The 20,622-nt window shown below is 45.3% G+C and carries 24 protein-coding genes and 1 tRNA gene; 7 read left to right on the forward strand and 18 right to left on the reverse strand.

Annotation, left to right across the window (positions count from 1 at the left end):
* The 4 genes from CHH53_RS06940 to CHH53_RS06955 form a co-directional block, all read left to right on the forward strand.
* A partial coding sequence (locus CHH53_RS06940) for a hypothetical protein (RefSeq protein ID WP_233134924.1) occupies positions 1-246 on the forward strand: 246 nt, incomplete at its 5' end.
* Positions 227-637: a competence type IV pilus minor pilin ComGF gene (comGF, locus tag CHH53_RS06945; protein WP_095215405.1), complete on the forward strand. Its 411-nt coding sequence runs from the start codon at positions 227-229 to the stop codon at positions 635-637. The genes CHH53_RS06940 and comGF, both read left to right, overlap by 20 nt.
* Entirely contained in the window at positions 612-977 is a 366-nt protein-coding gene (locus CHH53_RS06950; RefSeq protein ID WP_095215406.1) for a hypothetical protein, read from the forward strand. The genes comGF and CHH53_RS06950 overlap by 26 nt, the downstream gene beginning before the upstream one ends.
* A gap of 39 nt (positions 978-1,016) precedes the next feature.
* Positions 1,017-1,087 (forward strand) — tRNA-Gln (locus CHH53_RS06955).
* A 34-nt stretch (positions 1,088-1,121) separates the two neighbouring features.
* Here CHH53_RS06955 and CHH53_RS06960 read toward each other — a convergent pair.
* The 5 genes from CHH53_RS06960 to CHH53_RS06980 form a co-directional block, all read right to left on the reverse strand.
* Positions 1,122-1,742 (reverse strand): MBL fold metallo-hydrolase, encoded by a 621-nt coding sequence (locus CHH53_RS06960; RefSeq protein ID WP_095215425.1) that lies wholly within the window; start codon positions 1,740-1,742, stop codon positions 1,122-1,124.
* A 273-nt stretch (positions 1,743-2,015) separates the two neighbouring features.
* Positions 2,016-3,950 carry an LTA synthase family protein gene (locus CHH53_RS06965; RefSeq protein WP_233134925.1) on the reverse strand — a complete coding sequence of 645 codons (1,935 nt, stop codon included), beginning with the start codon at positions 3,948-3,950 and terminating at the stop codon, positions 2,016-2,018.
* Positions 3,951-4,034: 84 nt separating this feature from the next.
* Positions 4,035-5,012 carry an ROK family glucokinase gene (locus CHH53_RS06970; protein WP_095215407.1) on the reverse strand — a complete coding sequence of 326 codons (978 nt, stop codon included), beginning with the start codon at positions 5,010-5,012 and terminating at the stop codon, positions 4,035-4,037.
* Positions 5,005-5,226, reverse strand: a complete 222-nt coding sequence (locus tag CHH53_RS06975) for a YqgQ family protein (RefSeq protein ID WP_095215408.1) — start codon at positions 5,224-5,226, stop codon at positions 5,005-5,007. Before CHH53_RS06975 ends, CHH53_RS06970 begins: the two co-directional genes overlap by 8 nt.
* 139 nt (positions 5,227-5,365) lie before the next feature.
* Positions 5,366-6,403 carry a M42 family metallopeptidase gene (locus CHH53_RS06980; protein WP_095215409.1) on the reverse strand — a complete coding sequence of 346 codons (1,038 nt, stop codon included), beginning with the start codon at positions 6,401-6,403 and terminating at the stop codon, positions 5,366-5,368.
* A gap of 80 nt (positions 6,404-6,483) precedes the next feature.
* Here CHH53_RS06980 and CHH53_RS06985 point away from each other — a divergent pair, with 80 nt between their 5' ends.
* The gene (locus tag CHH53_RS06985) at positions 6,484-7,311 is read left to right on the forward strand and encodes a hypothetical protein (protein ID WP_095215410.1); all 828 of its coding nucleotides are present in this window, start codon (positions 6,484-6,486) and stop codon (positions 7,309-7,311) included.
* On the opposite strand, the gene CHH53_RS06990 is transcribed toward CHH53_RS06985, so the two are convergent.
* From CHH53_RS06990 to rpmG, 4 genes are all read right to left on the reverse strand, one after another.
* Positions 7,305-8,837 carry a rhomboid family protein gene (locus CHH53_RS06990; RefSeq protein ID WP_158221506.1) on the reverse strand — a complete coding sequence of 511 codons (1,533 nt, stop codon included), beginning with the start codon at positions 8,835-8,837 and terminating at the stop codon, positions 7,305-7,307. The genes CHH53_RS06985 and CHH53_RS06990 overlap by 7 nt on opposite strands.
* Positions 8,838-8,891: 54 nt before the next feature.
* A complete protein-coding gene (locus CHH53_RS06995; RefSeq protein ID WP_095215412.1) occupies positions 8,892-9,080 on the reverse strand; it encodes a hypothetical protein in 189 nt (62 codons plus the stop codon).
* Positions 9,081-9,143: 63 nt separating this feature from the next.
* Complete coding sequence (locus CHH53_RS07000) at positions 9,144-9,701, reverse strand: 5-formyltetrahydrofolate cyclo-ligase (RefSeq protein ID WP_095215413.1); 558 nt, start codon at positions 9,699-9,701, stop codon at positions 9,144-9,146.
* Between the two features lie 67 nt (positions 9,702-9,768).
* Positions 9,769-9,918 carry a 50S ribosomal protein L33 gene (gene rpmG / locus CHH53_RS07005; protein ID WP_038561326.1) on the reverse strand — a complete coding sequence of 50 codons (150 nt, stop codon included), beginning with the start codon at positions 9,916-9,918 and terminating at the stop codon, positions 9,769-9,771.
* 206 nt (positions 9,919-10,124) lie between these two features.
* On the opposite strand from rpmG, the gene CHH53_RS07010 reads away from it, so the two are divergent.
* Together CHH53_RS07010 and CHH53_RS07015 are read left to right on the forward strand one after the other, a co-directional pair.
* Positions 10,125-10,475: a helix-turn-helix domain-containing protein gene (locus CHH53_RS07010; protein ID WP_095215414.1), complete on the forward strand. Its 351-nt coding sequence runs from the start codon at positions 10,125-10,127 to the stop codon at positions 10,473-10,475.
* Positions 10,472-10,930: an endolytic transglycosylase MltG gene (locus tag CHH53_RS07015; RefSeq protein ID WP_095215415.1), complete on the forward strand. Its 459-nt coding sequence runs from the start codon at positions 10,472-10,474 to the stop codon at positions 10,928-10,930. Before CHH53_RS07010 ends, CHH53_RS07015 begins: the two co-directional genes overlap by 4 nt.
* A gap of 26 nt (positions 10,931-10,956) precedes the next feature.
* Here the strand turns inward: CHH53_RS07015 and phoU are convergent, their stop codons facing one another.
* From phoU to CHH53_RS07060, 9 genes are all read right to left on the reverse strand, one after another.
* Entirely contained in the window at positions 10,957-11,616 is a 660-nt protein-coding gene (gene phoU, locus CHH53_RS07020) for a phosphate signaling complex protein PhoU (protein ID WP_095215416.1), read from the reverse strand.
* A gap of 21 nt (positions 11,617-11,637) precedes the next feature.
* On the reverse strand, positions 11,638-12,411 hold the full coding sequence (pstB, locus tag CHH53_RS07025; protein ID WP_095215417.1) for a phosphate ABC transporter ATP-binding protein PstB: 774 nt from the start codon (positions 12,409-12,411) through the stop codon (positions 11,638-11,640).
* A 12-nt stretch (positions 12,412-12,423) separates the two neighbouring features.
* Positions 12,424-13,203 (reverse strand): phosphate ABC transporter ATP-binding protein PstB, encoded by a 780-nt coding sequence (pstB, locus tag CHH53_RS07030; protein WP_233134928.1) that lies wholly within the window; start codon positions 13,201-13,203, stop codon positions 12,424-12,426.
* Between the two features lie 71 nt (positions 13,204-13,274).
* Positions 13,275-14,162, reverse strand: a complete 888-nt coding sequence (pstA, locus tag CHH53_RS07035; protein WP_095215419.1) for a phosphate ABC transporter permease PstA — start codon at positions 14,160-14,162, stop codon at positions 13,275-13,277.
* Positions 14,162-15,091 carry a phosphate ABC transporter permease subunit PstC gene (gene pstC / locus CHH53_RS07040; protein WP_095215420.1) on the reverse strand — a complete coding sequence of 310 codons (930 nt, stop codon included), beginning with the start codon at positions 15,089-15,091 and terminating at the stop codon, positions 14,162-14,164. The genes pstA and pstC overlap by 1 nt, the downstream gene beginning before the upstream one ends.
* A 136-nt stretch (positions 15,092-15,227) precedes the next feature.
* Positions 15,228-16,154: a phosphate ABC transporter substrate-binding protein PstS family protein gene (locus tag CHH53_RS07045; RefSeq protein ID WP_095215421.1), complete on the reverse strand. Its 927-nt coding sequence runs from the start codon at positions 16,152-16,154 to the stop codon at positions 15,228-15,230.
* Between the two features lie 176 nt (positions 16,155-16,330).
* The gene (locus CHH53_RS07050; RefSeq protein ID WP_095215422.1) at positions 16,331-18,403 is read right to left on the reverse strand and encodes a peptidoglycan D,D-transpeptidase FtsI family protein; all 2,073 of its coding nucleotides are present in this window, start codon (positions 18,401-18,403) and stop codon (positions 16,331-16,333) included.
* A gap of 70 nt (positions 18,404-18,473) precedes the next feature.
* Positions 18,474-19,736 (reverse strand): MFS transporter, encoded by a 1,263-nt coding sequence (locus tag CHH53_RS07055; RefSeq protein ID WP_095215423.1) that lies wholly within the window; start codon positions 19,734-19,736, stop codon positions 18,474-18,476.
* 106 nt (positions 19,737-19,842) lie between these two features.
* Entirely contained in the window at positions 19,843-20,454 is a 612-nt protein-coding gene (locus CHH53_RS07060; protein WP_095215424.1) for a superoxide dismutase, read from the reverse strand.
* Positions 20,455-20,622 lie beyond the last annotated feature (168 nt).

Genomic DNA, 20,622 nt, shown 5'->3' on the forward strand with positions numbered 1-20,622 from the left:
CTTCTGCTGCCCTTGTGGATTGATTTGAGAAAGGAACTGCTCCTTCAGGAAACAAAGGCGGAGTACTATAGTCTGCTGCAAAATGAACTGGCGAAGCCCGATCCCCAAAACCAAAAGCTGCAAGAAGGGAAGCTTGCTGCAGAGTTGAAATTCAGCACCGAAGATGGTTTGAAAAAAGGATGCCTGGAATTAAACGAGAGCGGAAGAGAGGAGAGGAACTGCCTGTATGGATACCTCAAGCGATAAGGGCTTCACGCTTCTGGAAGCATTGATTGCACTGGGTATATTGATCCTGATCCTCTCATCCATTCCCCCCCTCCTCGCACCCTTGGTACAAAATACAGAACCAGAGTCATTGTCAGTCAGACAAGCCCTGCATTTCATTTCAATGGAAGTACACAAAGGAAATTTTGTAAGGATAGAGGATGATAGACTTTTCATTGAAGACCAGCAAGGAAGAATAGCTGTCTTTGAACAATATAAGGACATGATTCGGAGACGAGTTAATGGCAAAGGTCATGAAATTTATCTTCATCATATCGAGAAACTGGAATTCCATTTGGATGGGAGCACAATCATTGCAATAATTAAAGGAAAAGAGGGGGAATCGTTTGAGAAGCATATTGCGTTGGAATGAAAAAGGCTTTGTCCATCCTTTCCTCCTTTTCCTTACAGCTTTTTTCCTGCTTTTGATCACATCCGGCAGCTTGCTTCTCACTATCCGTGTACAATCAACCGACCTGCTGTTCGAGCAGTACAAATTGGAACAAGCTGCGTCTATTGCGACCAACGTCATTGAAAACCATTATCTTCCCAATCTGGATGCTGAAGAAGAAACATATAAAATCCGGAATGAAGCTGTGGAAGCTGATGTCACGGTCAGCATCGATGATGATCAGATTCTAGCACATTATGTAATCAAAACCGATTATACGGATAAACCGATAATTTTTTATAAAAAATATCATTCCAAATGAATAAAATCATCGTAATCACACAGACTAAGCTTTGTACGATGGGCTATAGCCAAGCGGTAAGGCAGCGGGTTTTGGTCCCGTTATCGTTGGTTCGAATCCAGCTAGCCCAGTAAAAAGATCCCACCATATAGGCGGGATCTTCTTTTATATGAGGAATGGATTCTTCGCTTGCTCTTCCCCTATCGTCGTCTTAGGCCCATGTCCAGGATATACCTCATAGTCATCCGGCAAAGACAATAATTGATTCGTTATGCTGTGCATCAAAGTCGGCAAATCTCCCCGGTATAAATCTGTCCGGCCGATACCGCGCTGGAATAATGCATCTCCAACGATTGCGCTTTTCGCTTCATGGAAGACCAAGGTGATACTTCCAGGGGAGTGACCAGGCGTATGACGGATTTCAAAAACAAACTGCCCGATCTTCATTTCACCAGGCTTCAGGCTCTCATCAGCATCCCTTGCCGTTATTTGCTTGACCGGGAACATTTTTGACCCATTCTTACTCGGGTCGCCAAGCCAATCGGCTTCTTCCTCATGCAGATATACCGGTATATGATATATATCCCTGGCGTCATCGACTGCCCCGATATGATCAAAATGTGCATGTGTCAGCAGGATTGCCTGCGGCCGAAGTTCCTTCTGCTTGATCCATTCGATCAATTTGACGCTATCTCCGCCCGGGTCGACAATCAGGCAGTCATTCTTTGATTCAAGTATGTAACAATTTGTTCCCATCGGTCCTAGACCTAATGTATGTATTTTCATTTCGCTCATCTGCTCCTTTCCAAATAATGTTCAAAAGCTCGACAAGTATATATGTGTGCACTACTTTATGGAAGGTATTTGCCAAGCTTCATTTAACACAAGTATAGCAGGAAACCAACAAATTTGCTCATAGGAGGGTAAGCAAGTGATCTTAATCCATCCTCACATTCTTGCTTGCATTTATTAATGTGACTGCATTCATCGTCGCTGTTTCCATAACAGACTTTTATAGGCCTATTGCAAAAGGATCGCTGCATAACAGCGATCCTTTTGTCAACTTGCTTTTTCTTTTCCTTCTTCAAAGTCATAAAATCGAAGTAAGTCGCCATAGATGATCCGGTCGGAGTAATTCAGTTCCTTTGTTACTTGTTCCCTTATCGGTTCACATACACTTTCAATCTGTTCACCGGTTTCTCCGGATATCTCGGCTTCTTCACCTTCTTGATCATCTGCTGGTTCACCTGTCAGCCTGTCATAGCACATATCATTGGTGAACACATAATCGTCACTGATGAAATCGCCATTTCGCAAGGCGATGTATTCCTTACGGTCTTTGGCAAACACATCATTACCGAATTGGATGTCGTGCTCGGACTCAATTCCCAACAGACTCAGGATAGTCGGCTTCACATCGATCTGCCCGGCTACCTTTTCCATCACCTGTCCATTCCCGTCACCGGGAATATGGATGAAGAACGGTACGCGCTGATTCTGTATTTGCTGATATGGCGTTATATCCTTGCCCAGGTACTGGCTCATCGCCTTATTGTGATATTCACTGATGCCATAATGATCGCCCATCATGACGATGATGGAATCCTCATACTCACCGGATTCTTTCAGCTGCTCGAAGAATTGCTGCACAGCCTCGTCTGTATAGCGCGCTGTTTGGAAATACTTATTTAATGTCTGGGAATTGGAGTCAAATTGATCAATCGTTGCTTCCTCTTCCGGCAAATCGAATGGATGGTGATTCGTCAAGGTGATGAACTTCGTATAATATGGATCTTCCAATTCCTGCAAATAAGGAGTCGACTGTTCAAAGAATGGCTTATCCATCAAGCCCCATCCGACTGTATTTCGATCCTCTCCTTCTGTGATGACGTCGTAGCTATTTTCATCATAGAATGTATCGTAGCCAAGGCTGTCATACATGACGTCACGGTTCCAGAAGCTGGAGTTGTTTGAATGGAAGACTGCAGTCGTGTAATCATGCTGTCCGAGAATTTCCGGTGTTCCGTTGTATTCATTCTGCCCATGTGTGAAAAACACGGCACCGCGCGGCAGCGGATACAGGGAGTTTTCAACCAGGAATTCGGAATCAGAGGTCTTCCCCTGTTCTGTCTGATGATAGAAATTCTCGAAATAATACGTATCTTTATCCTTTGTCAGGCTATTCAGGAATGGAGTGACTTCTTCCCCATTCAATTCATTATTGATCAGGAAGCTTTGCATGGACTCCAGGGAAATGAAGATGACATTCTTCCCTTTTGCCTGGCCGAATTTTTCCGACTTCCCGGTCTCCACTTCTTCATTTACATAAGAAGTGATTTCCGGAAGTTCATTCCCGTCGGCAAATACACGCTGTGCTTCTGTCTTCGATTGCATGACAGCATCGTAAATGTGGAAATTGAATAAACCGATGTTTTTGACCAAATATTCCCGGTCGAAGCCGCGGGTGAACAGCTGCGGACGTTCCGCTTCAGCCAAGCCTACGTTCAATACGACGAAAGCAGCAATGGCCGCCATGGTTGAAACTTTCTTTCTGCGAAGGTAATCGACCGTCATGGTCTCTTTATAACGGTAGCTGAGGAACCAGATGATGGCCAAATCCAAGAACAGCAGGATGTCCTGCGGATAGATAAGGCTGAGAATACTGCCGCCAAGATCTGCGGCATTGCTTCCTTGCATGAGGACCGGCACTGTGAGGAAATCACTGAAGTGACGGTAAAAAATCAAGTTGATGTACAAAATGATAGAACCCACGAGGCTGATGAACCGGATATACCGTATCTGCCATTTACGTGAGAATAATACGCTGAGGCCAAAAGCCAGAAAGGCACTTACAAACGGATTCAGCAGCAGGATGAACTCCTGCATGGCATTATCCAAACTGATATTGAATAGGAAACGATAAATGATATACGTTTTCAGTCCAAACAAAACTGTCGCCAAAATATATAATGGTGCAGTGAATGTTCGTTTCAAGTAAAAATCCTCCTCATTATAGAACAGAGCGTAAAACAGATGGCAGCAACTTGTGCTGCTGCCATGCACGCATTTTTTCTTTAATTATTTTGCAGCCTCCTCCAAGTGCTGTTTCACCAGGTAAGCAGCACCGTAGACACCTGCGTCATTGCCGAGCTGTGCCGGCACGATTTCGCAATCATATGTTGTGCGCGGCAGCGCTGCTTTTTTGAAGGCTTCCTTGATCGGACCGATCAAGGCCTCCCCTGCTTTTGAAACGCCGCCCCCGATGATGATTCGGGAGGGATTGGTAAGGATAGCCGCATTGGATAAGACATGCGCCAGGACAGTGGTTGCTTTTTCCACGATCCTGTTCGCTTGTTCATCCCCTTTGGCAGCCAGCTCGAAGACATCTTTGGAAGAAACGGCGCCGTTGTCTGCAAGGCGCTTGCCCAAACCGCTATCGGGATCCTCAGCTGCTGCTTCGGTTGCCAGGCGGCTGATACCGGTAGCAGATGAGATTGTTTCCAAACAGCCCTTGCGCCCGCAATTGCATGGGGCACCATTTTCTTCGACCGTGACATGGCCGATTTCCCCTGCTGTACCATTGATGCCATTGATGATATGTCCATTCGCAATCAAGCCTGCTCCTACGCCAGTTCCCAGAGTGATGGCGATGATATTATCCTGCTGGGCTCCAGCACCTTTCCATACTTCGCCCAATGCTGCCAGGTTGGCATCATTATCGATGAATACAGGAAGCCCGGATAATACACCCAGCTCAGCCGAGAGAGGGAAATCGCGCCAGCCGACATTGACTGCTTCTGCAATGACACCATTACGCGGGACAACGAAACCCGGGGCTCCGACTCCAATGCCTTGGATCCTTTCCTTCGCGATGCCGAGTTCCTCAAGCTTCGCCTGGATCGTTTCCCAGATCTGCTTCGGAATGTGCAGACCCTGCTCGTATTTATCCGTCTTGATTTCCCATTTTTCAATGATTTCGCTCGTTTCATCGATGATGGCGAGCTTGATTGTCGTGCCCCCGATATCGACACCGATCAATAATCCATCCTTACTCATTGTTTCCCGCTCCTTCTCGACTATCCGACAAAGCACTTATCTCTTTTCTTAAAATCAAATTTGCTTGTCCATATTCCTGTAAAGACAATAGTTTATTTTCATACAGCTCCCGCAGCTCTTCCTGCATCATGCTCAAATCGAGCTTGCGGTCTCCAATGTATACAAAAATTCCATACGTCTTCAATAACTGCATTACATCATAAACCGTTTTCATACATATCACCTAACATATTATAACAACCTTCACCTAAAATTGAAAATGATTTAAGAATACGTTCACACCTTCTTAACAATATGCCTTATTGTAAAAAAAATAACCTGAAATCAATTGACTTCAGGTCATATCTTTACAATTATGACATGTGACTTTGAAGATAAGCTTCCAGCAAGGAATAGGTTGCTGCCAGGGCCTTTTCATGAGTCCGCTCGAAGGCATGGGATGCAGCTATGCCAGGTCCGATCAGACCATGCCGGATATCATATCCTGCTCGTATTGCTGCGGAAGCGTCTGATGAGTAATAAGGATAAATATCCAGCTTATACGGCAACTCGTTTGATTGCGCGAGCTCAGCCAGCTGCTCCCTTAACCCATGATGATAAGGACCGCTTGAATCTTTCACACAGATCGATACATCAAATTCGGTCGTTGCTTGACCGTCCCCGATCGCTCCCATATCGACCGCGATATATTCCACCACTTCTGCAGGTATGTTCGAATTGCCCCCATAACCAATTTCTTCATTATTAGAGATGAACACATGCGTGGTATACGGCAGCTGCCGCCCTTCTTCCTTCAAATCCCGAAGCAGCTCAAGCAGGATGGCGACACTGGCTTTATCATCCAAATGCCTGGATTTGATGAATCCGGAATTTGTACGTTCAAAGCGCGGATCGAATGAGACGAAATCCCCGACGCGGATTCCCAGTGCCTCTGTTTCTTCGCGGGATGCCGTCAGCTCATCGATCCGTACTTCGATGTTTTTCTCATCCCTTTTCGCCTCCCCTGCGTTACGGTAAACATGCACGGAGGTCTGATGCATCAGGATAGTCCCGCTGAAGGCTTTTTCCTTGCTATGTATCGTACAGTATTCTCCTTCGACACTGTTCCAGCGAAAACCGCCAACCATTGCCAATGACAAAGTTCCATCCGCTTTTATTTCTTTTACCATCGCTCCCAAGGTATCAACATGTGCAGTCAATAGACGATGGTGAGCTGTATCTTTACCTGGCACCGTGATCAGCAAAGCTCCTTTATTGGTCACCCTGGCGGAGAGTCCCAGGGAATCGGCAAAACTGCGGCAAAAATCAATTGCCTGCTCCGTATACCCCGAAGGACTGGGTATATGTACAAGCTTTTCCAACGTTTCAGCAATACGGTCTATTCTTTGCATGGCTATCCCTTCTTTCATAATATGTAGGTCTATTACATAGTATCAATAAGCGAGAGTTTGTCCAATGAGGAGGACAATGAATGCGAAAAATGCTTGTAATTGGATGTATCCTTTTCTCCGTTATCCTTAGTACCATTTATTTCATTCGCACCCAGCAGCCTCAGCCAGTGATCCAGCACTTCCCGATCGATGATGCTGCCGCTTTCGCCGATACATCCACATCCTTGAAAAAAGTGGATTTCCGGAGAGTCCATTGGCGTATCGAAAGCTTACTTGACAGAGAAGCATATTTGCGTCAGGACGTCGGACTGCTGTTTGAAAACGGAAAATTGGCAGGCGTGATGAATAAATGGATGCATCCTGGTCGCAGCTTGATACAGGAAAAAACGCTTATCCTTCAGCCAAACAAGCAGCTGGATGCCGTATCTTTTCATTTTGCGGAGCTGCATGATAACGAAATCACAAGCACATTCAAGCTGTCCGGGATTCGTTCCTATACGTCCAATTCGTTTGAACTGTTTTCCTTCCCCAAGAACGAAAAAGAAATACAATCCCGCTCCGTCGCCATAACCGATACCTCCCAAGTGCTGAAACGAGTGTGGGCAGATGCAAAACAACAGTTATCCATCCCTGCCGATCAATATATCGAAGTACCGCTCACCGCGCTGCCAAATGCCGATTTATCAACTATCAACGGCCTTTCGGAAGATAAAAAAAGGCAGGAGGTCATCAGCCGGCTCTGGGAAGGTCTTTACCGTAATTATATCGTGCCAATCGGTCCAGCCGTGGAGGAAGGCACAGTGAGCACATACGTTCCATTGCTGCTTTTCGATAAATCCGGTAAGCATCTGCGGGTGCTGTATCAGGATGAAACAGGCCGGCATAGAGAGCTGCTGCAATATTACTGAGAGATCTCTTGCTGAAGCTGCTTGTATTCCTGATTATCCGGATCGAGTTCGGTTGCCTTTTTCACATGCTTCCTGGCTTCATCGTCATTTCCCTGCGCATGTAACGCTGCAGCCAGCAGATAATGAGCAGAATCATTATCGGGCTGCAGCTCAACAAGGCGTTCATAATCAGCGATACTTTTATCGACATCTCCTGTATCGTAATAAGCTGCTCCTCGGTAAAACAGCAGCGCAGGCTCATAAGCGGTATCCCCGTCATCGAGCGCCGCTGACGTATGCTCGATGATGGCATCATAATCCATTTGTTCGGCAGCCTCTTCCACTTGCACCATCTGACGTACCGATTCATTGACAGGACCAGCCAATCCATACCAAAGAAGGCCGACAATCAATAGGACAGTCATAAGAAGTCCGCCAAGTCGGGCACCCTTATTCTTCTTACCCGGCAGTCCGACCAGGAACGAAACCGCAAAGCCGCCGACCAAACCGCCTAAATGAGCGAATACATCGATGACGTGACTCGCAGAGAAGCTGATCACCAAGTTGATAAGGAGAATGACAATCAGCCCGTTCCCGATCGTCCGCCAGAACAGCTTTGGATATACAACTCCAAAATAAAGCAAAGCACCAAACAGCCCAAAAATAGCACCTGATGCGCCCGCACTCAGGTTGTCGGAGAAAGCGAAGCTCGCCAATCCCCCAATGACACCGCCTAAAAGATAAATCAAAAAGAAACGCCGATGACCAAAAACCTGCTCCGTCAATGTTCCGAGATAATACAGCGACAGCATATTCGTTAAAAGATGCAGCGCGCCGATGTGCAGAAACATCGAGGAAGCGATACGCCACCATTCATTTTCTGACAGGATAAGAGGATTATACTTTGCCCCAAGCTCGATAAGCACCGCGGAATTCGTAGAACCGCCAAGCAATGTTTCCATTAGGAACATCAACAGGCAAATTCCGATGAATGCATAGACCAGAAGCGGTTTCTTTCGATGGAAAACAGCTTGTTCAGCCTGCTGCTGCTGAATCAGCAAACTCCGCAGCCTCCCCTTCTCCATCTCGATTTCCTGTTCATCGGCCGATGTCAAAGACAAGGTATCTTCCAGCTTCAAATGCCGAAAGAGTTTCTCCATCTCTGTCTCATTCGACTCGCGATCCAAATAATAAAGCTGCATCGGGATCGGGCGTCTGCTTTTGATAATCATGGGTTTCTTAAGCTTTGACCAATCATCAGCAGGTTCCTGTTCGCCAAAATAGACATTATGTATCCTTGTCTTTTTGGAAAATAATCCTTTATTCATATTTTGAATTTGGTTGGCGGTTTTCAAAATATCCTGTTTGAGATGATTTGCCCAAGTAAACGTCTTGAGCGAAAGTTTCACGATATAGGTTATTCCATCCTGCTTCTTCTCCAGCCAAGCGACACGCAGGTCATCCTCAGCCCTTATAAATGTGAAATCGTGAACGGCAAGCAGACGATTGATCATTCTGTAATACGCCGTTTCTTCGTTGTAGGTCATACCTCTCCCCCTCTGCCTACAGTTTATCAAAAAAATCATGGAAAAACGCCCAGTTTACACTGAGCGTTTGAATAAAATCGGCAGCATCCGGGAACGCAGGGGCTCAAATCCCATTGAAAGCCGGATAAGCCCTTTACGCAGGACCGTTACTGCTAACAGTGCATTCAGCACCCGGTACCGCTCCCGAACTAAAAATACGACACTTGCTGCCAGTGTCAGCGTCGTGATAAGGGTTTTCCACATCAGCACCCTTCCTTTCCTTCGGGATAACCATAGTGTAACCCGAAGGAGAATACTCCTATTCGGTCAAAACAGAAAACCATCATCTGTCAAAAGATGATCGACTGGCAGATCAAAAGGAGCTATGGGCAATGATCTTCTGATTTGCTGTGTACTTGCCAGCGACAATGTCGTATTTTTAAAATCGGTTAAATAGCGATCATAGTAGCCCCCTCCATAACCAATCCTATAACCTGATTCTGTAAAAAGCAGACCAGGAACAATCAGAAGGTCGATTTCATCCTTTGAAGCGGGTAGACATAGTTCCGGAACCGGTTCTTTGATATGGAAAGCACCATTTGTGAGCTGGTCATAGCTTTCTATATAAAAAAACTGCATACCTCTGTTTTTGGTCGTGAGCGGAACACATACTTTCTTCTCTTCCAGCCAAGCTTGCTGGATCAGCCTAGTTGTATCCCATTCATGTGAAAGAGCCATCGTAAGACCCACGCTGGATGCTTCTTGCCAAACTGCGGAACCAAATAGAAATCCCGCCAGCTTTTGCTCGACTCGAAGCTTATCTGTCTGCGGCATCTCCTTCAGCAGCTGGAGCGCCTCTTGTCGAAGCAAGTCTTTATCTTCCATCCATCCCGCCCCCCTTGTTATGTAAAAAAACTCCCGCCAAATATAGGAGGGAGTTTTTTAATCAAGCTTATTTTGTTTCGCGGTGCAGCGTATACTTTTTCAAGCGTGGGCTATATTTTCTAAGCTCCATGCGTTCTGGATGTTTACGCTTGTTTTTTGTTGTAATGTAGTTACGATCTCCTGTTTCTGTGCAGGCGAGAGTAATATTTACACGCATGTATAATCCCTCCCAACAATCTTAAATAAAGTGTATGAAAACTTAACGATCTTCAGACCATCTAATAATAGCAGAATTATGTTAGGTAATCAACCGTTATCCATAACTATTTCAGAAGAAAAGTGAAAATTGTCGAAAACGATATATCCGCAAGCTGTTTGGTATGGTATAACTAAGTTAGCAATATGTAGGAGGTTCAGACAAACATGCTAATTGCTGCTATCACTTTTCTTGCAGCCGGTATCATATTATGGATATTCTCGTTCTTCATGCAAGATAAATTCAAACAATTGGATCAGCAAATTGAACAGCTTACCCTATCCAACATGCAAGAAACATATACGTTGAATAAAAAAGTCAAAATTCTTGAAGAAGAGCTCCTTCCAGCTGTACAGCGTGAGCCAAAACCGAATAAGGCCTCACAGAAGCCAGCTATTTTCCAACAGGTTCTTCGCCTGCATCAGCAAGGCTATTCCATCAGGGAAATAGCCAATCATACAAATATGACAGAAGATGATGTATACCGCATCGCAAAACAGGCGGGAGTTCCATTATGAAGCAAGTGATACAAGGATTTGCAACCGCCCTCCTGCTTGCAGGAGCGATTATGCTTTATTTTCATTACACGGAAGCAGCAAAGACCGAACAAGCAGCTTCCGCCGAGCCCCAAATGGTAAAACCGGATAATGACGAAATGAAACAGGAGCTGGAAGGCCAAGGCTATCATGTACTGGATGACAAGGAATACAATCAACTGACAGGGAAACAGACAGGGAATGCTGCAAAATCGGAACCTGAGCAGCAGAAAAAAACGTATACCTTAAAGCTGGAAAACGGGATGACCAGTGGAGAAGTAGCATCCTCGCTTGAGAAAGCGGGAATCATCGAAGATGGAGCTGCTTTCCGTACATACCTGGATGTTACAGAGGCTAGCCAATCACTCCAAGTCGGTAAGTATGATCTGGATTCCGACATGGACTATAAAGAAATCGTTGAATTAATGACAAAATAAGAAGCAGCGGCAACTGCCGCTGCTTCTTATTTATTTAAATCAACAGAAGTCCCTTTTACAAGATAAAGAATGCTTTCGCCAATATTGGTAATATGATCTCCTACACGCTCGACAAAACGTCCGACGAAGACAAGCTGCATCGTCTGTTGATGCTTGCCTGTTTGCGCTTTTCGTTCATCCAGCATATCGCGGAATAATTCACCATACATACTATCCACGACCTTATCCAAATCAGCCAGTTTCTTTGCTTTGCTGATATCCTCCTCTTCGAAAGCCTGCACAGCACTATGAATCATTTTGCTGACAACTTCCTGCATATCCCGGATAGCTGGAGGGATATCATAGGGACTTAATACATTCAGTCGATTTACGCTTTTTGCGATATTTTTGGCATGGTCACCCATGCGTTCCAAATCAGAGGATACACGAAGGAAAGCAACCAGCCTGCGCAAATCCGTGGCCACAGGCTGCTGCATGGCAATCAGTTGGATAGTCGCTTCATTAATCTCCTGGTCACGTTCATTCAATAGATCATCATTTTCGATCACTTTATAAGCAAGATCGCTGTCCCGCTCATATAATGCATCAATTGCTTGCTTCAAAGCTGTGTCCACTTCATGCGCAAAAGAAATAATAGATTGCTGAATTGCTTCCAAATCTGCTGAGAATTGCTCTCTTGCTACCATACGTTCTCCTCCAATACGTAATTAACCGAAACGTCCGCTAATATAATCTTCTGTCCGCTTATCTTCCGGGTTAGAGAATATCTTACCCGTCTCTGCAGTCTCCACAACACGGCCATGCAGGAAGAAGGCTGTCTTATCAGAGATACGGGAAGCCTGCTGCATATTGTGCGTGACGATGACGATACAATATTTTTTCTTCAGCTCCGTCATAAGCTCTTCGATTTTCAAAGTGGAAATCGGATCCAAAGCAGATGTCGGTTCGTCCATCAATATTACATCTGGTTTTGTGGCAAGCGCCCGTGCAATGCAGAGACGCTGCTGCTGTCCGCCAGAAAGTCCCATCGCAGAGGACTTGAGACGATCCTTCACTTCATCCCAAAGTGCAACATCCTTCAACGTCGTTTCCACGATTTCATCCAATTCACTCTTTTTCTTGATACCGTGGATTTTGGGGCCATAGACAATATTATCGTAAATGGATTGCGGGAATGGGTTGCCTTTTTGGAAAATCATACCCACTTTACGGCGCAAATCAACAAGATCCACCCTGGAATCGAGCAAGTTCTGATTCTTGTAATTGATTTCGCCAGTCATACGTACCCCCGGCTCCATATTGATCATCAAATTGAGCGTTTTGATGAAAGTGGATTTACCGCAGCCCGATGGGCCGATAATGGCGTAAATTTCATTATTCAATGCTTGTAAATTTACATCCTTCAAAGCATGGAAATCATCGTACCATAGGTTCAAATCATTGACCTGGAAAATTGTCTCTTTCTCAGCTGCTACTTGCATGACCGTTGCCTCCTACCCGAATCTTCCGGAAATATATTCTTCTGTTCTCGTTTCAGAAGGATTTGTGAAGATCTTTTTCGTATCATTGTATTCCACAACATCACCGCTTAGGAAGAATGCTGTTTTATCTGACACACGGGAGGCCTGCCCCATATTATGTGTCACAATGACAATGGAATAATCCTCTTTCAGCTGAAGAATCAACTCTTCAATTTTGGAATTCGATACCGGATCAAGTGCCGAAGCCGGCTCATCCAACAGGAGGATTTGCGGCTCCATCGCCAAGGTACGAGCTATACAAAGACGCTGCTGCTGCCCTCCGGATAAGGATAGGGCCGACTGATGCAAACGATCCTTCACTTCATCCCATAACGCCGCTTTACGCAAGCTTTGCTCCACGATTTCATCCAGGACTTTTTTATCTTTCTGCCCATTGTATTTCAAAGCATGGGTAATATTATTGTAAATCGATTTAGGGAATGGGTTCGGTTTCTGGAACACCATGCCGATTTCAGCACGTAAGGCAACAACATTGATATCATTCCGAAGGATATTGATGCCTTCATAAATGATTTCGCCTTCCGCACGGCTTGAAGGAATCAAGTCATTCATCCGATTGATCGAACGAAGAAATGTGGACTTGCCACACCCTGACGGACCAATCAATGCCGTCACCGCATTTTTCTCAATTCCCATGTTTGCCTTTTTTACAGCTTCATTGCTGCCGTAGAAAATACTGAGATCTTTCACATCCAGAACTACTTCCTTATTGGATGTTGTATTTGATGTCATTTTCGTGTTATCTGATTTCGTCTCACTCGGTCTGTCTGCTGTATAGTTCATGTCGCGAACTCCTCTCTTCATCATTTACCTGCTGTTAGTTTCTTATGGATGACACTGCCCAGCCATCGAGCGAGGATATTGAACACCAGTACAGCAATAACCAGGACCGCTGAGGCACCGTTGGCTACTTCACGTACGTCCGGAATCAAGCCTTGTGTGTTAACAGACCAAATATGGACGGCCAAAGTTTCCGCTGGGCGGAAAATATTCAACGGGGAATTCTCCGAAAATGGATTCCAATTTCCGTAGTCAAGTGTCGGTGTGGAAAGACCCGCTGTGTACAATAATGCAGCTGCCTCGCCAAAAACACGCCCTGAAGCAAGAATTGCACCAGTTAAAATTCCCGGAAAAGCGTAAGGAAGCAAAACCGTTTTGATCGTATGCCATCTTGTGATCCCTAAGGCCAAGCTTGCTTCCTTTTGCTCTTTCGGTACACTTCTGATTGCATCTTCCGTTACCCGGACCATGACCGGAATATTAAAAATTGTCAAAGCCAACGCACCGCCGATGATTGTATAGCCCCAGCCTGTCGTATTGACGAATACCAAAAGACCGAACAAACCAACAACGATGGAAGGCAGGGATGCCAGCATTTCAATACACGTACGGATGAAATTGGTGACTCTGCCCGGCTTCGCATACTCAGCCATATAAACACCGCCGCATACACCGAGCGGCACAGTGATGATCATTGTTATCACAAGGATATACAAGGAGTTGAATAACTGATCACGTATACCACCGCCAGCTTGATAGGAGCTGGATGCAGACGTAAGGAAATCCCAAGTTATCTGCGGTACACCATTAGATAGAATGAAATAGAATAGATAAAGCAGTAATGCTACCATGATTGCTGCTATTACATAGAAAACGCCTGTTGCGATACGATCTGTAATTCTGCTGTTCATTAAATTTTCCTCCTACCGGACAAGTAACGGACGATGAAGATAAAGACGAATGAGATAACTAGCAATATGAGACCCATTGACCATAACGTATTGTTCTCGATGCTGCCGTACGTCGTATGTCCGATGTTCAGTGTAACGATAGTTGTTAAAGTTGCGGAAGTATCGAAAATACTTCCAGGCAAATCACGTGTGTTACCAATTACCATCTGTACAGCCAGTGCTTCCCCAAATGCCCGGGCCATTCCGAGCACGATAGCTGTCAATAGGGATGGCAATGCTGCTGGAATCAATACTTTCCGGATTGTCTGCCAGCGTGTGGCACCCAAAGCAAGCGAACCTTGCCGCAGACTGTTCGGCAATGAGCGCATGGCATCTGTTGCTATAGTAGTAACCGTAGGGAGAATCATTACAGTCAAAACGATGACACCTGCCAACAAACTAAACCCGATTCCAGGTAAATTATCCCGTAATAATGGAACCAGTACCACAAGTCCGATGAAACCATAAACGACAGAAGGAATCCCCACCAGTAGTTCGATAACCGGCTGAAGTACTCTCTTCCCAAATTTAGGTGCGATTTCGGACATGAATATTGCAGCACCGATACCAAGCGGTGCTGCAATCAATGCAGATAAAAAAGTAACCGCTAATGAGCCGAAAATAAATGGAAAGATACCAAAGGATGCATTCTCGCCGCCTGTGGGATTCCAATTCGTGCTTGTAAGATATGCAATGGGATTAATATTATTCACTGTGAAAGACTGCAGGCCTTTTTGGGCCAGGAAAATAGTCACAGCAATCGTTGCAACAATCATAATCACTGCACATATAGTAACGAGGGAACGTCCGCGTACTTCATCCCATCGTCTATTTTTCTTTGTCAGTATCAGCCTTTCTTCAGCTGAAGGGGTTACTGATGCTTTTGCCAACTTGTACAACTCCTCTTGAAAACAGCGGAAAGGAATACCTTACAAATAAGGCATCCCGCTGTCTGTAATAGCTATTTTATAACCACAGTAAGGTAAATGCAGTGAAGCACTGCATCTACCCTGTGGTTTTTACATATTATTTTTCAGTGATGTTGCCTTCAGCGTCACGTTCAACTTTCATTTCAGTCATTGGAACGTAGCCTTGTTCAGGTACGATTGAAGATTGAACTTCGTCGCTTAGCATGTAATCAAGGAATTCTTTCGCAAGACCTTCAGGCTCTCCGTTTGTATAAGAGTGCTGATAAGCCCAGATTGGGAATTCGCCAGATCCGATAGTTTCATTTGTAGCCTCAACACCATCGATTTTAGCTTTCACGATTGAGTCATCATCGAAGTAGGAAAGCGCAAGGTAACCGATTGCTCCGTCTGTATCTGCAACGATTTGCTTAACAGTGTTGGAGGAATCCTCAGTGATACCTTCAGCTGGTGTTTCGCCATCAAGCGCGTACTTAACGAATGTAGCACGGGTACCAGAAGAGTCAGGACGGTTAACAAGTGTGATTTCCATGTCTTCTCCGCCTACTTCAGACCAGTTAGTCACTTTGCCTGTGAAGATATCGATAAGCTGCTGTTTTGTAAGATCATCCACACCTGCTTTAGGGTTGATTGCCGCTGTCATGCCGACAACTGCGACTTTGTGATCCACAAGTGCCTCAGCATCGATGCCTTCTTTCTCTTCGGCGAACACATCGGAGTTACCAATGGCGATTGAACCCTCTTGGACTTGGCTTAGGCCAGCTCCGGAACCACCTGCTTGCACCTGAATGTCTGCGTCAGGATTCTCGCTCTTGTACTGTTCAGCAGCAGCTGCTACTAGTGGCTGCATTGCGCTGGAACCTGCTACAACAATGGAAGTTTCGGAAGCTTCTCCGCCGCCGCTGTTGCTGTTCCCGCTTGTGTCTCCTTCTGATTCCTCGCCGCCAGCGTTGCCGCCGCATGCTGCAAGTACACCAATAACTAGTGCAAACATTGCAAGCAATACAGATAGTTTCATCTTCTTCATGTTTGATTTTCCCCCTACGTGATTCAATTAGTTCCTTTGCCTTACAAGTACAATATTAGCTTGTCATCATTAAGGAAAAATAAACGGAATGTAAAGGTTTTGTAAATCTGAGTATGAATTTGTTGAAAAAAAAAGAACCACCCCATATTTTCGGGTGGTTCTTTGGGTAATATTGCTTATTCAGTTTCAGCTTTGTCTTCATCGTCTGGTGCTGTATGCTCATAATAATACTCGAGTGCGCGATTGGCGATGTTGTATGTGATAGGGTACTGTGAACCGCCATTGATGATGCCGAGGTTCGGTACCATGATGGCGAATGCAATATCCGGAGTCTCGTCATCGGCATAGCCGATCAAGGTCCAGTTCTCCAGTTCCGTGCCGTTGATGCTCGTCTGGGCAGTACCTGTTTTCCCGGCAATATTATACGTTTTCGCTTTTGCGCTCAAATGACTGTATGCAGTGCCTTTCGGTGTCTGGAATACCATCTTGAAACCTTGCTTGATTCGGTCGATCTGTTCGTCTGTAGCTGTGATCTTATTCAAGACTTCCGGCGCCTTCGTTTCCGCAAGAGGTCCAAGCTTATCTTGCTCATTGGATGGTTCATGTATTTCGCTGACGAAATGCGGTTTGATTCTGTATCCCCCGTTTGCGATGGTAGATATATATTGCGCCAATTGCATGGTCGTGTACGTATCAAACTGTCCAATGGAAAAGTCAAGCAGGTTACCGGCCTGACCCGTGGTGCCTACGTAACCAGTGGATTCTGAAGGCAGGTCGACACCTGTTTCGACTCCGAGCCCCACTTGATTATAATAGTTCCGAAGCTTCCTGAAAGCATCATGATCAAATGAAACACTTTGATTATACTTATAGTTATATTCTCCACCGAGTCTTAATGCCACGTTGAACATATACACGTTGGATGACATTTGAAGTGCCTGCAGATCATTGATTGTACCCATATTCTTATAGGAGCTTTTCAGCGGGGTACCTGCAATTTTCATCGGCGTATCATAGAATGTCTGTCCCATTTCCACGACGCCTTCCTGATACCCGGCAAGCAGTGTCGCGCCTTTGACGGTGGAACCAACGGCGTTGGCACTGAAGACAGTATTCATGTCGGCAGATTCATACTTTTTGTTTTCCCGGTCATAATGCTGTCCGCTGGCAGCATAAATTTCACCTGTGTTCGGGTTGAGCATCACGGCCATGGCATCCTCCAGATAACGGTTCGCACCCGGATGCTTGTTTATTGCAGCTTTCAGCTCTTCCCTGACGATCTTGTCAAGCTCTTTCTGGAAGTCCATATTGATGGACAGTTGAAGGTCCTGACCGCGCTGCCCTTCTGAAATGACCTCCTGGGAGACGATGTTGTTATTATTGTCCGTTACATATCGGACACGTTTTTTATCGCCTTTCAGGATGCTTTCATATTCCTTCTCCAGGCCGCTGGTGCCTATCCGGTCGTTCAACTGATAGTTGCGGGATTTATAATAATCCTCTTCTCCTTCGGGGATACCTGTCTTGATACCGCCGAGGATACCTTGAAGGGAACCGTCATAAGGATAATACCGCTCCCAGTCGGTGGCGACATTGATTCCGGACAGTTCTCCCATGTTTTCGGCAATCGTCGCATATTCCTCTTCGGTCACGCCTTCATTTTTGATTACATGCGGGACAAGCTCGGTCGCACTGTCCAGCTCTCGCTTGATGGCAATGATTTGTTTCGCCTTCTCATCATTCTCCAGCTCTTTGTAATCATCCTCTGTAATCTTGTCAAGGGTGGCTTCGTACACTTCGGAATCATCTAATGACTCTTTTTCAGAAGCAGTCAGCCGGCTGTCCGCTTCTTTTGTATGCAATAGATACCAATATTCTTTGTACTCCCGCTCGGTGATTTTATCGATGGCTTTATCGTTCATCTTTATGATGTCCGCAAGCTTGGTAGCTATCTCCAGCCGCTTCTCGGCAGAGTCCCCATTCTTTGGAGGGGTGTACGTGATCGAATATACCGGTTCATTCCCTACGATCACATTCCCTTCGCTATCATATATCATCCCGCGCGGAACAGAAATTTCAGCGATATCATTTGTCGTCTCTTCCAATACTGCCTGGTGTTCTTCCCCGTTTATGATTTGCACAACGCCCAGCTGCAAAACCAAAGCAGAGAACAGCAGGAAGACAATCGCAAACAAAACATTGAGACGGAAAGGAAGCAGTGCACGCTTTTTCTTCCTTTTTTTAGACATAATGTTCCCCCATTCTTACATACTGCTCCCATTATATCATCAACCACCGTCTGCTTCTACTAAATATATGTCAGCGGTTGTCGTCCCCTGCAATTTCATTCTTGGGAAGCTTCTTCACTGAAGCGGCTGGTGCAAAGCTTGTGATATGACGAGTAAAGAAATAGATGAAGAACGGCCCTGCCCCAAGAATGAACATCAGATACGGAATCGATGCCTCTGACCATATCCCGATACCTGCAAGCAATGCCGTGACAGAAATGATCCTTCCTATATTCGTGGCCGCATCACTCAGCACGATGTATTCCACCCGGAGCATAGCAGCATCCCTGGCTTTACCAATCACATCATAGGAGAGGGACAAATATGGTACGTACAATATCGGATAAAAAACACCGATGATTGCCGCATAAATCAGCAAGGTAGAAAAATTGAGCTCGATGAGCAGAAGCAGCACACTTAGGGAAAGTGCAATTCCGCTAAGGAAGATGGCCATCTTCCGCTGACGGCTTTTGATGTATCTCGTCGCTATATAATAGAAGATAAACGAAAAAGCGGAATAGACAAGATTGAATGTCCCAAGGGAAAGCTCGCTATTGGTCACGATGAAGACCCAGACAGAAATGATGAAAGTATAAATGCCTTCCCGCACACCTTGAAATACATGTGCCAACATGGTATTCTTCCATGCTGCATTACGTCTGATTTCCTTCCACGGCTGCTTCAAGCCGAATTTCCCTTCCGCTGGCCTTCTTTTGATACCTGCCGTACAGATGACAGCCATCAGGAAAAGAAAGAAGGAGACAGCGAATATCAGCGTATAACCATGGGAATTGTTCATCCTTGTGATGATATACCCGGCTACGAATGGACCGATCATACCCGTCAGGGATTGCAGCAATCCAGAAACCCCGTTGAAAAAATCACGCGTTTCTGGTTCGGTCACTTCAAATGTCAGCACAGAATAAGCCAGCCAGTACATGCCATACCCTATTCCAAGCACTGCACCCAGGAGAAGATTGTAAGAAGCTGCCTGCTCTCCCGTGAAAAGGACAAGCAGGAAAAACAGACTCAGGAAGAAAACCCCTATTCGAAGGATGATCACCCGATCGATCCGTTTCGCCCAACCGCCTGACAACGTGAATAGAATGGTTTGTGCAATGTAGATCGCCAAATTATACATGGCGATATTAATCAAATCATTCGTTTGTTTCCATAAGTAAATATTGACAAACGTATTCGACAGAAAGATACCGAGGGAGTAAAGGGCCCCGATCAAAAGCAGCATATGCAGCTCTTTCTTGGCAGAATCCGCGGTAAATAAATTCGGCTTCATATTGCCCGCCTCCTTTTACTGCTACTTAGTATCTGCTTACAAAAAAGAGATATGCACAAAAAAAGACACCAGCTAAAAAGCTGATGTCCCTCTTTATAATGATGCCTTATTTAGCTTCTCTGTAAAGACGCTCCACTTCATCCCAATTTACAACGTTCCAGAAAGCACTGATGTAATCCGGACGTTTGTTTTGGTATTTCAAGTAGTAAGCATGCTCCCATACGTCAAGGCCAAGAATCGGTGTTTTACCTTCCATGACAGGGTTATCTTGGTTAGGTGTGGAAACAATATCAACTTCACCGTTTTCCACTACCAGCCATGCCCAGCCAGAACCGAAACGGCCAGCTGCAGCTGCTGCAAATTCTTCTTTGAATTTATCGAATGTACCGTATTTGTTTGCAATGGCGCTAGCAACTTCTCCAGTTGGTTCGCCGCCGCCATTCGGGGAAAGAAGCTTCCAGAATAGGCTGTGGTTATAGTGACCGCCACCATTGTTGCGTACAGCTGTCTGTACATCGGAAGGAAGTTCGTTAACACCTGCAACAAGCTCTTCCAAGGATTTGCTTTCCAAGTCAGCTTTTCCAGCGATAGCGTCGTTAAGCTTTGTCACGTATGTGTTGTGATGTTTTGTGTGGTGGATGTTCATTGTTTCCTTATCGATATGAGGCTCAAGTGCGTCATATGCGTAAGGCAATTCCGGTAGTTCAAATTTAGCCATGATTATTCCTCCTTGAATGATATGTAGTCCAAAGGTGATTACCTTTTCGTAAAGCGTACCAAAGCTTGTCAGAAACGGCAAGCATTTTGCTTTAAGCCCCTGTATATTCTCCCCGGCCTTCTGCTTTTAAAACATAAAAAACAGCAGTTCATCAGAACTGCTGTTTTC

It is taken from the genome of Terribacillus sp. 7520-G, from assembly GCF_002271665.1.
Lineage (GTDB): Bacteria > Bacillota > Bacilli > Bacillales > Amphibacillaceae > Terribacillus.